Origin of the sequence: Actinomadura litoris, assembly GCF_009733595.1 — a bacterium.
GTDB lineage: Bacteria > Actinomycetota > Actinomycetes > Streptosporangiales > Streptosporangiaceae > Spirillospora > Spirillospora litoris.
Window position 1 is genome coordinate 505,290 of the sequence record NZ_WOFH01000001.1, and the last position, 14,972, is coordinate 520,261.

The 14,972-nt window shown below is 71.3% G+C and carries 14 protein-coding genes; 3 read left to right on the forward strand and 11 right to left on the reverse strand.

Features of this window, described 5'->3' with window-relative positions:
* A complete protein-coding gene (locus GNZ18_RS40690) occupies positions 1-930 on the forward strand; it encodes a SpoIID/LytB domain-containing protein (protein WP_173390613.1) in 930 nt (309 codons plus the stop codon).
* On the opposite strand, the gene GNZ18_RS02265 is transcribed toward GNZ18_RS40690, so the two are convergent.
* The 6 genes from GNZ18_RS02265 to GNZ18_RS02290 form a co-directional block, all read right to left on the reverse strand.
* Positions 877-1,941, reverse strand: coding sequence for an NBR1-Ig-like domain-containing protein (locus GNZ18_RS02265; RefSeq protein WP_156214378.1), 1,065 nt, complete (start codon positions 1,939-1,941; stop codon positions 877-879). The two genes, GNZ18_RS40690 and GNZ18_RS02265, sit on opposite strands and share 54 nt — an antisense overlap.
* Positions 1,942-2,457: 516 nt before the next feature.
* The gene (locus GNZ18_RS02270; protein WP_246249333.1) at positions 2,458-2,739 is read right to left on the reverse strand and encodes an alpha/beta fold hydrolase; all 282 of its coding nucleotides are present in this window, start codon (positions 2,737-2,739) and stop codon (positions 2,458-2,460) included.
* 64 nt (positions 2,740-2,803) lie between these two features.
* The gene (locus tag GNZ18_RS02275; RefSeq protein ID WP_216651123.1) at positions 2,804-4,399 is read right to left on the reverse strand and encodes an FAD-binding oxidoreductase; all 1,596 of its coding nucleotides are present in this window, start codon (positions 4,397-4,399) and stop codon (positions 2,804-2,806) included.
* Positions 4,400-4,530: 131 nt separating this feature from the next.
* Entirely contained in the window at positions 4,531-4,956 is a 426-nt protein-coding gene (locus GNZ18_RS02280) for a nuclear transport factor 2 family protein (protein ID WP_156214380.1), read from the reverse strand.
* Between the two features lie 137 nt (positions 4,957-5,093).
* Positions 5,094-6,503 (reverse strand): zinc ribbon domain-containing protein, encoded by a 1,410-nt coding sequence (locus tag GNZ18_RS02285; protein WP_156214381.1) that lies wholly within the window; start codon positions 6,501-6,503, stop codon positions 5,094-5,096.
* 41 nt (positions 6,504-6,544) lie between these two features.
* Positions 6,545-6,955 (reverse strand): DUF302 domain-containing protein, encoded by a 411-nt coding sequence (locus GNZ18_RS02290; protein WP_156214382.1) that lies wholly within the window; start codon positions 6,953-6,955, stop codon positions 6,545-6,547.
* Positions 6,956-7,109: 154 nt separating this feature from the next.
* Here GNZ18_RS02290 and GNZ18_RS02295 point away from each other — a divergent pair, with 154 nt between their 5' ends.
* Positions 7,110-7,736 carry a maleylpyruvate isomerase family mycothiol-dependent enzyme gene (locus GNZ18_RS02295; RefSeq protein WP_156214383.1) on the forward strand — a complete coding sequence of 209 codons (627 nt, stop codon included), beginning with the start codon at positions 7,110-7,112 and terminating at the stop codon, positions 7,734-7,736.
* A gap of 28 nt (positions 7,737-7,764) precedes the next feature.
* Positions 7,765-8,157 carry a helix-turn-helix domain-containing protein gene (locus GNZ18_RS02300; RefSeq protein WP_156214384.1) on the forward strand — a complete coding sequence of 131 codons (393 nt, stop codon included), beginning with the start codon at positions 7,765-7,767 and terminating at the stop codon, positions 8,155-8,157.
* Here the strand turns inward: GNZ18_RS02300 and GNZ18_RS02305 are convergent.
* The 5 genes from GNZ18_RS02305 to GNZ18_RS02325 form a co-directional block, all read right to left on the reverse strand.
* The gene (locus GNZ18_RS02305) at positions 8,087-9,625 is read right to left on the reverse strand and encodes a DHA2 family efflux MFS transporter permease subunit (RefSeq protein ID WP_156214385.1); all 1,539 of its coding nucleotides are present in this window, start codon (positions 9,623-9,625) and stop codon (positions 8,087-8,089) included. The two genes, GNZ18_RS02300 and GNZ18_RS02305, sit on opposite strands and share 71 nt — an antisense overlap.
* Positions 9,622-9,969, reverse strand: coding sequence for a hypothetical protein (locus tag GNZ18_RS02310; RefSeq protein WP_156214386.1), 348 nt, complete (start codon positions 9,967-9,969; stop codon positions 9,622-9,624). The genes GNZ18_RS02305 and GNZ18_RS02310 overlap by 4 nt, the downstream gene beginning before the upstream one ends.
* Complete coding sequence (locus GNZ18_RS02315) at positions 9,966-11,375, reverse strand: amidase (RefSeq protein WP_312874253.1); 1,410 nt, start codon at positions 11,373-11,375, stop codon at positions 9,966-9,968. Before GNZ18_RS02315 ends, GNZ18_RS02310 begins: the two co-directional genes overlap by 4 nt.
* A gap of 160 nt (positions 11,376-11,535) precedes the next feature.
* A complete protein-coding gene (locus GNZ18_RS02320) occupies positions 11,536-13,236 on the reverse strand; it encodes a hypothetical protein (protein WP_156214387.1) in 1,701 nt (566 codons plus the stop codon).
* A gap of 173 nt (positions 13,237-13,409) precedes the next feature.
* Entirely contained in the window at positions 13,410-14,696 is a 1,287-nt protein-coding gene (locus GNZ18_RS02325; RefSeq protein ID WP_156214388.1) for a tetratricopeptide repeat protein, read from the reverse strand.
* Between the last annotated feature and the right edge of the window lie 276 nt (positions 14,697-14,972).

Genomic DNA, 14,972 nt, shown 5'->3' on the forward strand with positions numbered 1-14,972 from the left:
GTGTCGAAACGAACCATGTGGCTCGTGGCGGCCGCCGCGATGGCGCTCGGCGGGACGGTCTCCATTCCGGGGGCGTCCGCTTCGGCGGCGGGCCGTGACGGCGTGTGCGACGACGGCGAGTTCTGCTACTACTTCAACAGCGACAACCAGGGATCGGTCTCGGACTTCACCGGGTCCGTCGCCGACTACGGCACCACGCAACCCACCTGCTACGACTTCAAGGGGCCGGGCGCGGGCCAGGGGCAATGCGTCAAGAACGCCGCCGCCTCGGTATGGAACCGCACCGGAAAGATCGTCCGTGTCTACTACAACAGCGACTACGACGGCAATTCCCAGGACTTCGCGGCGGGCGCCAAGGGCAACCTGAACTCCGCCCTGAAGAACCAGAACGCCTCGCACCAGCTCTTCGACTCCGCGCCGCCGACCGGGTGCAAGACCGACGGCTCGAACAGCGAACTGCCCTCGACGATCCTCGTCTACCGGGTGTCGCTGAACCGTGTCGAGCGGGTGGCGTTCAAGACCTACGTCCAGAACGTCCTGCCCAACGAATGGGTGACGAGTTGGCCGGCCGAGTCCCTCAAGGCGGGGGCGATGGCGGTCAAGAGCTACGGCTGGTACTGGGCGCTGCACTCGACGCGCAAGACGTCGGGCGGCCAGTGCTTCGACGTCTACGACACCACGTCGAGCCAGGTGTACAAGCCGGGCTCGGCGAAAGCCTCGACGAACGCCGCGGTGGACGCGACATGGGGCACCAGAATGACCCGTGACGGAAAGATCCTCCAAGCCCACTACTGCTCGACGACCACGGCGTGCGGCGGCTGGGTGACCGGGGACTGGATGTCGCAGTACGGCTCGCGTGACAAGGCCAACGCGGGCTCAAGCTACTCCAGCATCCTCAAGGCGTACTACAGCAGGATCGCCCTGTCCTGAGATCCGCAACCCGCCCGGCCCTGGCTCCCCGGCCCGTCCCCCCGGACGGGGAGCCAGGGCTCCTTCTTCGACGATGACCTGGAAGTTGACGGGCCTGTTCCCGGGAAAGGCGACCTTTCCGCCGGCGTCCACCAGCTTGAACCGCACATAGCACAGGCCGGGCTTTCTCGGCGTGGTGATGTCGGTCCGGATGTCGACCTCCTTGCCCGGACGGGTGTCGTCGATCGGGACATCGGAAATGGTCTGGCACTGATCGGCCTGTTGCGGGAGGTCGAGGCGGTGGAGGGAGTACCCCTCCCAGGGGACCGTTCCAGCGTTCTTGAGCCGCCAAATCTTGGTGACGGTCTTTCCCGGGGCGACTCGCGCGCAGTCGGGCAGTGTCACGTCCGCGATGAAGACGGCCGCGTCGCCGTTGTGCGCGGGCGGTGCCGGCGCCGGATTGGACACGTGCACCGGGCAGTCGGCCGGGGTGAGCGCGGCTTTGGACAGGGTTCCGGGCGGTTCGCCCCCGTCCTCGTCGGGCCCGGAGGCGCGGTGGCCGGAGATCGCGATGGCGACCGCCGCGCCCACGCCGACGACCGCCACCGCGAGCACGATCACGACCGGCCTCCGCCGCCGGCCTGCCGGGGCGGGCCGAGGCGGTGGGACGATGCCCAGGATCTCGGCGGGCGGGGGCGGCACGGCCGCGCTCACCGTCCGGGAAAGCCCGGGTCCGAGGGCGATGTGGACGGCGGGACGTTTCGCGACGTCCGTCGTGAGGGTCGCCCGCTCGTCCGGCGGACGCTCGTCGGGGGCGTCCGCCGCGGGCTCGTCCTCGGCGTCCGCCGTCTTCGGCCTGGTGCTCACCGACCTGACCGTCGAGTTCGCCTCCTCCCAGCGTGCACGGTAGGTGGCCGGGTCCGCGCCGCACGCCTTGACGAACTCGACGGTCGTGCCCCAACTCGGGAGCCGGTTACCCTTCGTGGCCTCGTGCAGGGTTGTGTGTGAGATCGCCCCTGATCGTCCCGACATCTCCCGGAACGGTGGGTTGTCTACCGATTGACGAAGTTCTCGAAGGATCGCCGCGAAGTCCGCGATGGCCGCCGCCTGCGCACGCATGTCGCCCACCGGCTGAAGCTAACAGCGCACCCGGGCTTCGCTCAAGATCCAATTCGCATCGGGAAGCGAAGCCAGGGTCCGGATACGAGTTTGTTAGATCTAGACCATCTGGAAGCAAGATCGTCGTCACAAATATCGCGGCCGGCGGCGGCACACGGGACGCGTCGGGGACGCGCCCGGCGTCCTTGAAATTTCACGCTTCCAAAGTACGGCGATGGCTTTGGCCGAGATCACCGAGTTTGCGTGCGCGCGAGGTATTGCGACGGGGTTCACCGGCGCTTGATCAGGCGTTCGACCGCTCGCCCGGTCCGGTGGAAGGGGGCCGGAGATGCGAGCGGGCCGCATTCCTCCCTTTGTCAGATGTTGCTGATCGGCGTCTTGGGAATATGCCCTTGATTCGCGTCATCGTTTGGGCTTCACGCCCCTGCTTCACTCGGACGGAGCCCCTGTCGGCATGGCCACATGTTCCAGGTGGTCGGCCGGCTCGCGCGGCCGGGACAGCATCGCCATGTGGCTGCCGGGAATCTCGTCGGGGGTGATGCCGAGCCGTTCCCTCACATGGCGGCGCACGAAGTCGGGGGTGAAGAAGCGGTCGTCGCGGCAGAGCAGGTACCGCGTCGGGACGTCCGGCCAGGCGGGCGGCGGCCACGGTTCGCGCCCCGCGCGGGCCATGTCCATCCCCGCGGACAGCGCGGCGTCGTGGTCCAGCACGCGCCGGGCCAGGTCCGGGGGACGTCGTGCAGGTAGAGCCCGGTGCCCACTGTTCGCGGAACGGTCAGCCGGAGGATATCGACAGAGCGTGGCGGAAGATGTCGTGCGGATCCCAGCGGCGCTTCACCTGCCGGAGGCGCGAGTAGCCGTCGCCGTAGTAGAGCGCGTGCCAGGGGGTGGCCGACGTGTTCTGCTCGGGGTCGGCCATATCCGTGTCCGGATAGTTGATGAACGCGCCCTCGTCGTCCGCTCCGGCCGGCACGCCACCGCCGCCGGCGTAGATGTCCCGGTAGAACTCGCGGATCCACCCGAGGTGCCTGGCGTCCTCGGACGGGTCGTCCCAGCCGACGAGGAAACCCGCCAGGAAGGTCGAGTCACGGTGCGCCATCGCGGTCGCGCTCGGGGAGACGGTGCTGACCCGGCCGCCATAGGTGTTGATGAACAGATGCCCGTAGGGATGGCCGTAGTCGGTCCGGGTCAGATGGTGGTGGGCGACGGCCATCTGCTTGTCGGTGAAGCGGCGGCGCCGGAACCCCGACTTCATCTTGACGCGGTGGAAGGGCCCGGGGCCGCCGCCGAATCCCTTGGTGGCGGCGAGGAGCCACGGAAGGGTGGAGATCTGGCGCGCCGGTCGGGCGGCGACGCCCCGGCCGAGCGCCTTCAGAAGGTCGTCCAGCAGAGGTCGCGCGCCTTTGTCGGTGGCCACCTGGCCGGACAGCGTGATGGTCTCGGTCGGCCGGCTGGTGAGGGTGAACTCGCCGTAGAGGGCGGCGGCGGGTGAACCCGCGGCGGAGTTGCGCTCCGTCCATTCTCCGTAGTTGCGCAGGAGCCGCACGAATGTGTCCCGATCCAGTTCGTCCCAGGACCAGTCGAGCGAGAAGTCCAGGACGGTGGAGGGCGGCCGGGGCAGTGGTTCGGCGGGGTCGCCGCCCGGCGAACGGAACCAGTAGCGAGTGATGATCCCGAAGTTTCCGCCACCGCTTCCGGTGTGCGCCCACCACAGGTCGTGGTTCGGGTCCGACGCTTCTCGGGTGGCCACGACGCTTGCGGCCCTGCCGTCCCTTCCCACGACGACGACTTCCACGGCATAGAGGTGGTCGACGGTCAGGCCGTGCACCCGGCACAGCGCTCCATAACCTCCGCCGCAGATGTGGCCGCCCATTCCCACGTCCGCGCTGGTGCCTCCGGGAATGGTGACGCCCCACTCCAGAAACAGCCGCTGGTACACCTCGCCGAGCGTGGCGCCCGCCTCGACCATGAAGGCGTTGCGGCGCCGGTCGTACCGGACGTCCGTCATGGTGGACATGTCGACGAGCATGCGGACGGCGGGGTCGTCGACCAGGTTCTCGAAACAGTGGCCGCCGCTGCGAACGGCGATGCGCCGACCCGATCGCACGGCTTCGTCGACGGCCAGAATGACGTCCTGCGTGGAGCCGACCACTCGGATCTGGTCCGGCCTGCATTCGAACCGCCGGTTGTAGCCACGGAACACCAGCGAGTCGTAGCGGGGATCGCCGGGGCCGACCGTGACCGGTGTTCGCTTTCGGGAGAGGGACGAACCGGCGGCGGGAGGGGCCGCTCCGGCGATGGGAATGGTCGCCGCGGTCAGGGCGGCGCCGCGCAGAACTGTTCGCCGAGATGGCGTGTTGTCGTTGGTCACCCCGTCAGGCTCGCCCGCCCGGCGCGGCCGTCGCATCGGCCGATGTGTTCTCCCGGATCGGCGGAAAGAGGACCGGTTCACCGCGTCGGTGTACGACTTTCCGCCGATGCCCGCCACATGGCGGAGAGGGATCAGGGCGCGAACGCCTGGGCGACGGCGAGGCTGTCCTCGTAGACATGGTGCCGCGTGACCAGGCCGTTCTCGACCGTGAGGTGCAGGGCGAAACGGGCGCGGTAGGCGCGTCCGGTGGAACGGGCCGTCTGCCGGATCTCGCCGAGCACCACCGCGTCGGCACCGTCCACCAGGACGCGTTCCACCTCGGTGGCGACATCCTCGGGGACGTGATGCTCGGCGATCTCCCTGAAATGGGCGGCGGCATCGGCACGGGTGGCCCGGTGCCGGATCCAGGGTGTGGCGGCACGGCCGTGTTCGGCCTCGGGCCAGTCCAGCTTCCAGTCGCTGTGCTCGGCGTACATCGCGGCGATTCGCTCGGGATCGCCTTCACCGATCCGCCGCAGCAGTTCCTCGACCGCGGCGCGCGTGCCTGTATCGGACATGGTCGGCCTCCCTCGGGTTGGACGAGGCCAACCTTGGCAGCGCGACTCACTCGGAGGCGATTACCTCCGACGTAACCACCGTGATGACCCATGGACGCCGGGGCCCTTCAGATGGACGGTCGCCGAAGTGCCAGTGGTCAGGATTCGGCCTCCAAATGCGCCAACTCCCGTTCCAGTTCCTCTTGCCGCTCGCGCAGGTCGGCCAGTTCGCCTCTGATCTCGCGGGTGCGGAGCAGTCGTCGCAGCGGCGTCCCCTCGTCGAAGGGCGTGGCGACGGTGACGAACTGCGCATTGACGTCGACACGGCTCGTCAGCAAAGCACGGGCGAGTTCCGAGAAGGCCCACCGGTGGGCGTAGGGGGTGTATCGCGTGAGCCCCGCCGCGTTCAGCGCGCCCTCGTCGCGGACCTTGGAGGCGAAGACGAATCTCTCCACCAGCCGTGCCCGCATCCGCACGAGGTTGTCGACCGACTTCGCCGCGCCGGCGCAGGCGTCGAACAGCGCTATCTTCCTTTCGAGTTCGGCGGTGTAGGCCGCGACCTCCTCGGGGTCGGGTTCCAGTTCGGCGGCCGCCGCCCACGACGGATGCTCGTGCAGCCTGCGGTGCAGGCTCCAGTCGATCTCCCCGTCCACGACGCGCTTCTCGTAGTGCCGAAACCTGCCGTCCTCATGGCGCCTGTCGCAGGTGTAGTGCGCCTCGATCCGCCGGCGGCCCATTCCGCGTTCCGGCGAGGGGACCAGCGGACCGCCGCAGTCACCGCACCGGACGTCGGGCGCCAGCCGCAGCCGGGGCGGATGCGCCCGGTCGAACGCCTCCATCGCGGAAAGGGTGGCCCGGTAGTCGTCGGCCCGGGTGCCGTAGGTGGCGGCCCAGGCGTCGTCATCTCCGGCTATCACGGGCGCGACCAGGCCGAGCGCGATCCATTGGTTCGCCCCGCTGTGCGGCCACAGTGCCAGCGGTTTCAAGCCGTCGCCCAATGCGTGGAATCCGTGCTCGGGGTCGGACGGGCAGGCGTAGGAGACCTCAAGAGAGCCTGGATCGAAGCTGATGGCGGCCTCGGCGTCGCAGTCGTCGCAGGGGACGAGCGCCACTCGGGGTTCGGCCGGTCCGGTGAACGCCCGCCGCTTTCCGATCGCCCGATCCCAGCCGTTCACGATGTCGCTCGCGCGTTCGTCGATCGCGTCGGCGCGGCTCGTCCGCCGCTCCTCCTCGCGCCGGGCCAGTTCCGCTTCGCGCGCCTGCTCGCGCCGCCTCTCCAGGATCGGAACCAGCTTCTCGAACTGCTCCGCCTGGGCGCGGGAGAGTTCCTCGACCAGCGCACCGCCGCAGGTGCGGCAGGGACGGACCTCGCCGCGTGCGCGCAGTTCCCGCGCGGTCATGGTCTCCTCGGCCGGGGTGCGCTTGCCCACCTGCCTGCATTGGGGCGCGTGGGTGACCCCGCTCGTGCTGATACGGACCGTGACGCTGAGTCCCGTCAGCGCGCTCCCTATCTCGTCCAGGCTCAGCAGGGGCGATGAGAGCAGTTCCATCGTCAGCGGTTTCGCCATCGGAGATGTTCACCTCGCAATGCCTCGGCGAAGCGGCGTGTCTATTGAACGGCGGGATCCGTCGCGTGCCGGACGAGCCGCGCGAGTCCCGTCTCGATGGCCTCGACCGCGCTCTCGCTTCCGGCTCCGAGCCCGTGCCGGTCGGCGAGCCACCGGGCCTCGTTGTAGGTCAGCCACACCTTGCCGTCGGCGTCCTCCCAGGCCAGGGCCTTCACCGGAAGGTCGATGCCGCTGGTCTGCCGGTCCCGCATCAACGGGGTCCCGCCGCGGGGGTTGCCGAAGATGAGGAGTTCGGTCGGCCGCAGCTCGAACCCGGCGCGGGCGGCGTTGCCCGCGTGGTCGATCCGGGCGAAGACCAGCAGGTCGGCGCCGGTGGCCGCGGCCTGAAGGCGGTCGATCGTCGCGCCGACGCCCCAGGCGCTGGCGACGGTGACCATTCCTTGATCGCCCATACCGTTCCCTCCTTCCGCGCCGGCCCATCTTCGCGTACGGGTGCGCGATGGACGGACGACCGGCCCGTCCGGATGGTTCCGCCGCCGAGCGATGAGTTCTCGGGCCGCGGCCGGTCTCAGGTGGTGGACGTCGTGAACGGGTGAAGGGGAGACCATGAAGAGCGATGTGTGGCCGATGGTGCACGCCGAGCGCGCGGCGCTCATCGACGATCTCGCGGGGCTGGCGGACGAGCAGTGGCGGATGCCCTCCCTCTGCGGTGAGTGGACGGTGCACGAGGTCGCCGCGCACCTGGTCGACACGGCGCTGACGACGCGCCTCGGTTTCGTGGTCGCGCTCGCCAGGGCGCGGTTCGATTTCGACCGGCAGAACGCGCGCGGTGTGGAGCGCGAGCTGGGCGCGACACCGCGGGTGACACTGGAGCGGTTGCGCCGGGTCGCCGCGCGCACCTCGGCCCCTCCGGCGCCCCTCGACACCCGGCTCGTCGAGGAGGTCGTGCACGGGGAGGACATCCGGCGGCCGCTGGGCCTGGCCCGCGAGTATCCGCGGGAGGCCGTGGTCAGGGCGCTCCGGTTGCAGGCGCGGACGTCGGCGTCCCTCGGCGGCGCCAAGGAGACGGCGTCGCGCGTCCGGCTGACGGCCACGGACGCCGGGGTGTCGATCGGTGACGGACCCGAGGTGAGCGGACCCGCGCTCGCGCTGCTGCTGGTCATCTCCGGGCGGCGGACGGCGCTGGAGGAGCTGGACGGGCCCGGGGTGGCCGCGCTGACGTCCGCCGCCTGAGGATGTCTCGGGCACGCAGAATGGGGACATGGACGATCTGACGCCGATACGGACGGTCTCCGACTGGTTCGGGGTGCCCATCTCGACGTTGCACTACTGGGAACGGCGCGGGCTGCTGGAGCCGCGCCGGCGCTCCGGGCAGCGCTGCTTCGACCCCGAGCAGGTGTACCGGGTGGCGCTGATCAAGCTGTGGCGGGAGACCGGGCTGATGTCCATCGAGGAGATCGGCGTGCTGCTGCGCCGGGCCGAGGCCGGCCCGCGGTGGCGGGAGACCGTACACGACCGCATCGCCGCGCTGGAGGAGCACATCGCCCGGTTGGACGCGGCGCGCGACTACCTCCGCTACCTCCTCACCTGCCGGCACGAGGGCGCCCCTGAGGGCTGCCCGCTGTTCCGGGAGTCCGTTCCCGTGCCCTTCTGAGAGGTCGGTGGGAGCGGGGCATGACCAGGGCCGCGGCCAGCGCGGCGGCGGCCACGCAACCGGCGGAGACGAGGAACGCGACGGTGTGACCGTGCGCGAGCGCGTGCGGGGCGTCCGCGCCACCGCGCCCGGGATGCGCGGCGGCCCAGTTCCCCGCCGCCGACGCCGAGACCGTGCTGATCACGGCGAGCCCGATCGCCCCGCTGGTCTGCCGGACGGTGTTCAGCACACCCGCGGCGAGCCCGTTCCGGGACGGCGGGACGCCGCTGGTCGCCACCACCGTGATCGGCGTGAACGCGGCACCCGTCCCGAAACCGAAGACGCACCCGGACACCACCACCGTGAGCACGTACGAGCCGTCCACGCCGAGGAAGAAGGCCACCCCGGCGAACCCGGCCGCGCCGATCAGGCAGCAGGTCACGACGGCGCGGCGCGGCCCGAGCAGGACCGTCAGCGGGCCCGCGGCCCGCGCCCCGGCGAACATCGCGACACCGACCGGAAGGTAACCGAGCCCGGACCGCAGCGGTGTCCAACCGTGCACGTCCTGGAGGTACAGCGACAGCAGGATCGGGCTGGCGAAGAAGCCCAGGCCGTGCAGGAGCATCACCAGGTTTCCGCTGCTCACGGCCCGTGAGCGGAAGATGCCCAGCGCCAGCAGGGGCTCCCGCGACCAGCGCGCCTGGTGCAGCAGGAACACCCCGAGGAGGGCGAGACCGCCCGTTAGCGCTCCCGTGACCTCAAGGCTCGTCCAGCCCGCGACGGCGGCGTGCGTCACCGCGTACACCACGCCGGTCAGCCCGGCGGTGGCCAGCGCGGCGCCCACCACGTCCAGCCGGGGGCGGCGGCCCGGGGCGTCGCGGCGCGGCAGTCCTCGCGCGGCGCCAATCAGGGCGAGGGCCCCGAGCGGGACCACCACGAAGAACACCCATCGCCAGCCCGCCCACCCGGTCAGGGCGCCCCCGACCAGGGGGCCGGACGCGGCGCCGACCGCCCCGACCGCGCTCCACGTGCCGAGCACCCGCGCCCGCCGCGCCGGATCGGTGAACGTCGTGGTGAGCAGCGACAGCGTCACCGGCGCGAGCAGGGCTCCACCGAGACCCTGCACCGCCCGCGCGGCCAGCAGCGTTACCGGCGTTACCGCGAGCCCGCCGAGCAGGCTCGCGCCGGTGAACACCGACATGCCGGTGAGCAGCATCGCGCGGTGCCCGAACACGTCCGCGCACCGTCCGCCGAGCAGCAGGAACCCCGCGAACGCGAGCGTGTAGGCGTTGACGACCCAGGGCAGCGCGGCGGTCGAGAACGCGAGCGAACCACGGATGTCGGGCAGCGCCACCGACACGATCGTGGCGTCCAGGATGACGACGAACGACCCCGCGCAGGCCAGCGCCATCACCAGCCGCTCGTGCCGCCGGACGTGCTCATCCCGCCGCGGCGCCGCGGCGCGCCGCCCCCGCACCGGCGGCCTCATGCGGGCTCCTCGTCGCGCTCGCCCGGCCGGGCGGAGACGCGGCGCTCCAGCACCGGGCTCGCGTAGCGCGCCTCCGGCACGTCGAACAGGCCGTCGATGGCGGGGCGGGCAGCGGCATAGGACGCGACGAGCCCGGCGACCTGCTTCTCGCCCGCGGGAAGGAAAGCGGCGGCAAGCAGACTCCGCACCCGCACGGTCACGTCGCGGTACACCGCGCTCTCCTCGGTTGCCGCGGTAGGCCGCGCCTCATCGGGCGAGCTCGCGCGCCCCTCACCTGCTACTACCACTTCGCTTTCCGCGCGCCGTGTGCCTGGGTCCCCCGGGTTCTCGTCGCGCGTGGTCACGCGGTCACCTCCGCCGCCGGTTCGGTGGCCGCCGCGTCCAGGCCGGGGGTGCGCCGGTGCCAGGCGGTGTTCCGCTGGAAGGCGTCGCCGACCCGGAGGATCGCGGCCTCGCCCGCCACCGGCCCCGCGATCTGCATCGACAGGGGCAGCCCGGACGCGGTGAACCCCATCGGCACCGCGAGCACGGGATTGGCGAGCGGGTTCCAGTACGGCGTGTGGATCTTCCCGAAAGCGCCCGCGTCGTCCTGGTGGCCCGCCTCGTCGGCCAGGGCGTCGAACGGCGGCGCGCCGATCGACGCGGTGGGGCAGACGATCACGTCGACGTCCGCGAACAGCGCGTCGACGGCCTGCTGCGCCACCTGCCGGACGCGCTGCGCCTGGACGTACTCCGCGCCCGACACCAGCGCGCCCATGGCGAGCAGCCCGCGCGCGGCGGCGGTGTAGTCGTCCCAGCGGCGGGACAGGTCGGCGCGGTGGTAGGCCAGGCCCTCGCTGGTCGCGGTGACGAAGGTCGCGGTGACCATCTCCCGCCGGTAGGGCAGGCCGACCTCCACCGGGACCGCGCCCAGCCCGGCCAGGACGGACACGGCCTCCTCGAACGCGCCGGGCACCGCCGGGTCGCCGTCCGCCGGGAAATGGTGCTCGCGCACGACACCGACCCGCATTCCGGACAGGTCTCCCTCGAAGCGAGGTTCGGTGAAGGAGGCCGTCCCGGCGATAACGCCCAGTACCGCCGAGCAGTCGCGGGCGCTGCGGGCCAGGGGGCCGACGCGGTCGAGGCTGTATCCGAGCGGCACGCACCCTTCGACCGGGACGCGGCCGAACGTCGGCATCAGCCCCGTCACCCCGCAGAAGGCGGCGGGCATGCGGATGCTTCCGCCGGTGTCGCCGCCGAGCCCGGCGAGGAACATCCCCGCCGCGACCCCGCTGCCGGAACCCGAGCTGGAGCCCCCGGCCCAGGACCCGTGCCGCCAGGGGTTGCGCGGGACCGGGAAGGGTTCGTCCGGCTCCGGGAGCCCGCACCCGAACTCCATAGCGGTCGTCTTCCCGGTGAGCACGGCGCCGGCCGCGCGCAGCCGGGCCACGACCGGCGCGTCCCGTCCGGCGCCCCAGGCCGGGTCGAGGACGAGGCTCTGCGCGGTGGTCGGGCCGTCGGCCACCGCGATCGTGTCCTTGACGCCGACGGGGACGCCGTGCAGCGGCCCCCGGTCGACTCCGCGCGCCAGTTCCTCGTCCGCGCGCCGGGCCGCCGCGAGCGCCTGCTCGTCGAACCGCGCCAGATACACCCCGAGCACCGCGTCGGACCGGTCCGCCGCGGCGATCGCCGCCTCGGTCAGCCCGACGCTGGTCGCCGTGCCGTCCCGCAGCGCCTCCGCGGCCTCGGTCAGGGTCAACGCCTCGATCACGTTCCACCTCCGTCACTCCGCCCCTGTCGGGCGGCAGGCAGAACGCAACCTTCGTAACTCAACCCGGGTTGAGTGCAACCGGGTGTGAGTGACGTCTCCCCTCGGCGGGACGGCCCCGGGGCGTCCGGGGAGGACGCCCCGGGACCGTGACTTCAGGGTGTCAGCGCAGGCCGTAGGCGCGGGTAACGGTCTGCTGGACCGCGTTCCCGGAGCCGTCGGCGGCCTTGAACCTCAGGGCCGCGTAGCCGTTGCCGGTGGCGGGATGGGCGATCCCGGCCGTCCAGCGGTCGGTGCCGGCCGGGGTCAGCGGCGCGGCGGTCCAGGTCGCGCCGTCGTTGAAGGAGACCTCAAGCGACACCGAGGTCACGGCGGTTCCGCCCTCGGGACGCTCGACGGCGACCGCCAGCGGGAACGTGGTGCCGTACGGCGCGCGGCCGTTGGCGTCGAAGCCACCGGTGATCCGCGGCTGGAGCAGGCCGCGCAGGTGCTCGAACGGGTCCTCGGGCCGTTCGGTGGACGTGAAGCTCCAGCTCGTCTTGATGCCCGTGGCGTATCTCGACCAGGGGACCTGGCGGGTCGCGGAAAGGTCGAGCCGGTACTGCGCGCTGTCGGCGGGCACCGTCCAGTCTCCGGCGAGGGGGTTGGTGCTGGTCTCGCCGAACTTCTGCCCATTGCGGAAAAGGGTGAGCGTGCCGGTGGTGCCCTGCGAATTGTTGCCGGCGGAGTTCTCGTAGCCGAGCTGCCCGGTGTCGGCGAGCATCGGACGGGCGAGAAGCAGCCCCTGGCCGTGCCCGACCTTCATGGTCGGGCCGAAGGCCGCCTTGTTCCATGTCGCGGAAGAGGTGGTACCGGCGGTGTAGGAGCGGAACCCGGTCTGTTGCTCCACCACCTGGACGCCGTTCAAGTAGTAGAAGTACAGCCCCTTCCATTTCACGCCGTTCGCGGTGTAGTAGACGCGCTGGGTACTGGGCGCGCCGGCCGGGTGCTGGAGTCCGGGTGCCGCGCCGATCCCGTTGAAATCGGCGTAGTCGATATGCGGGCCAGGGGTCACCGATGGCACCCCTTGCGTGCTGTAGGTGGTGTTCACCAGGGCGAGGCTTTCCGGCGTCGCGGCGAAGGTCAGCGTGGACGGAATATGACCGGCCGTCGGGAACGCCAGGTTGTAGACGCGTGGGGACGGAAGGGTCGTCAGCGGTTCCGACTGACTTTCCGCATACAGGAAATGGTAGGGGCGGGTGGTATTGGCCGACGGCCATGCGCGCAGGCTGAGCCCTGGATAGCCGCTGATGATCGTGACGAGTTCCTGGCCCGCGATCGTCTGGACGAGTTGGGCGTGGTTGACGACGCGCGCGGCGGTCGCGGACGGGCTGACCGCCTTGACCTCCGCCGCCGTCCGCGCGTCCAGCAGGAGGTCGACGTCCGCGTGCACCTGGAGCGTGGGGTCGCCGTACAGCGCCAGGTCGGTGGGCGCCTCGCGGGGCCCGGTGAGCACGATGCCCGTCAGGCTGTAGTCGCCGTCCGGGACGCTTCCGGTGAGCGTGTCACCGGCCTCGACCAGCGCGAACTCCGCGCCGGTCGTCGCATCGACCAGGCTCGCGAGCGGTGCGACCGGGTTTCCGTCGACGTTGACGCCGCGCAGGGTGACCGTGTGGTCGGCGGCCTTGGGCTTCGGTTTGGCTTTGATCTTGCTGTGGCCGAGGGTGAACAGGGGCCCTGAGGAGCCGGGGAGCGGTGGCCGGGCGGCCGCGCCGGGCTCCGCCCGGGTGGCCGGGGTCGCCGGGGACGCCGTCGCCGCCTGCGGGGCGACGAGCAGCGCCGCGAGCGCGGCCCCGATGGTCAGGGTAGTTCTCCAACGCCTCACCTGGTTTCCCTTCTGTGCGATGACAGGAGGTCGAGGAGTGGGCGCAGAACCGGACGGAGTGATCCTGCGGGAGGATCGCACCTGCGGGGAGTTCCGTCCCTTCTTACATGATCACCCTAACCTTGATCGCACCGATTTTGTCCCGCGCCAATCGCGATAGTGATCATCGAGGTTCAGGAGTCCCCGGTTGCGGATGTGGCGAAAGGGTCGAGAGAGGCGCGAAGGATCGCCGGGAAGCGGAGGTCGAGGTAAGGGTTGATCCGGCGGGCGACAGCACGATCACGTGCGGACGCGGCGTGGTCGCCCAAGGCCGCGCGGATATCGGCGCGGTGCCGGTAGAACAGCGCGTTGCGCCAGCCGAGGCGCATCGCCCGCCGCTCGTAGCGGAGCGCTTGGCGGTCGCGGCCGTTGAGGTGCAGGGCCCAGGCGAGCGCGTCCGCGACGGTCACGGCGTGGCGGCGCGACCATTCGGCCCGTGCGTGCCGGAGCGCGCCCGCCGCGTCGCCGGAGTCGGCGGCGTACTCGGCGGCCTCCAGGTCGCCGACGACGCCGTTGGCGGCGAGCGACCGCCATTCCGCGCGCAGCAGTCCGTCCTGGCGGGCTGCCTCGCTCCGGTGCCCGGCGGCTCTCAGGACCTCGATGTACTCGATGAGATTTTGTGGACGCGGAACGCGGGCGACGAGGTCGCGGTAGCCCTCGGCCGCCGATTCCAGATCGCCGCGCAACGCGTGCACCCTGGCCCTTCCGCGCCGGGCGGGAACGAACGCCGGATCGGTGGCGAGCACGGCCCGGTAATGCCGGTCGGCCGCGTCCAGGTCGCCGGATCGGAAGGCGATGTCACCGAGGCGGGAACGGGCGCACACGACGTCCGACGAGGTGGCGGCCGTTTCGAGGACGCGTTCCGCGATCGCCCGCGCCCCGGCGTCGTCGCCCCTCATCTCCCGTTCGCGGGAGGCGCGGGCGGCGAACGCGGTACCGGAGCCGTCCATTCGGCCGATCGCCGCGCCGGCGGCCCGGTGGGCGCCGAGTTGGGTGTAGGCGTCGGCGAGCACGCCCTGGACATCGGCGCCGATCGCGGCGCCCCGCTCACCCCAGCCGACGGCGTCGGCGTATTCGTGCCGGGCATCGGCCAGTGACGCCATCGCGGCCGTCGCCGGACGGTTGCCGCCGCCGTTGATGCTCAGCGACCGGCGAAGGGCCTCCTCCGCCTTCGGGTAGAAGGCGGGATCGACGGTGGCCTCGGCCCGTTCGATGTAGGCGGCTCCGAGGGCCGCCCACGTCCGGTAGTCGCCCGGCGTGCGGCGCAGGCTGTTCTGGTACCGGACGATGGCGCCGGACGAAACCGCGACATGGCGCCTTTCGGGCGCGGTGCGATAGTGCGCCACATCGGCGCCGACCACCACGGTGACGGCCAATGCCGTGGCCGCCGCCAGGCGCAGCGCGTCGCGATGGGTCGGCACGGCCGCTTCTCCGTCTCCAGGGCGCGGAGCGAGACGCGGGGCAACCGCGGGGCGAAAGCTCCCTTATGCTCGTCCGCTAACGAATACTTCCGCTATCGGCGCAAAGTAGACGTCGAACGCCGTCGCACGGAAACCGTCACCCATTATTCGGCGCGGCCGTCCGAGGCCGGGAACGAACACGGTCTTTTGGCGAACAAGTTACCGCCGGATGGTATTGGCGGCGACCCGGGGCGCTATTTCGTGCCCGGCGGGATAGAGGGCGCGAGAGGCGGGGCA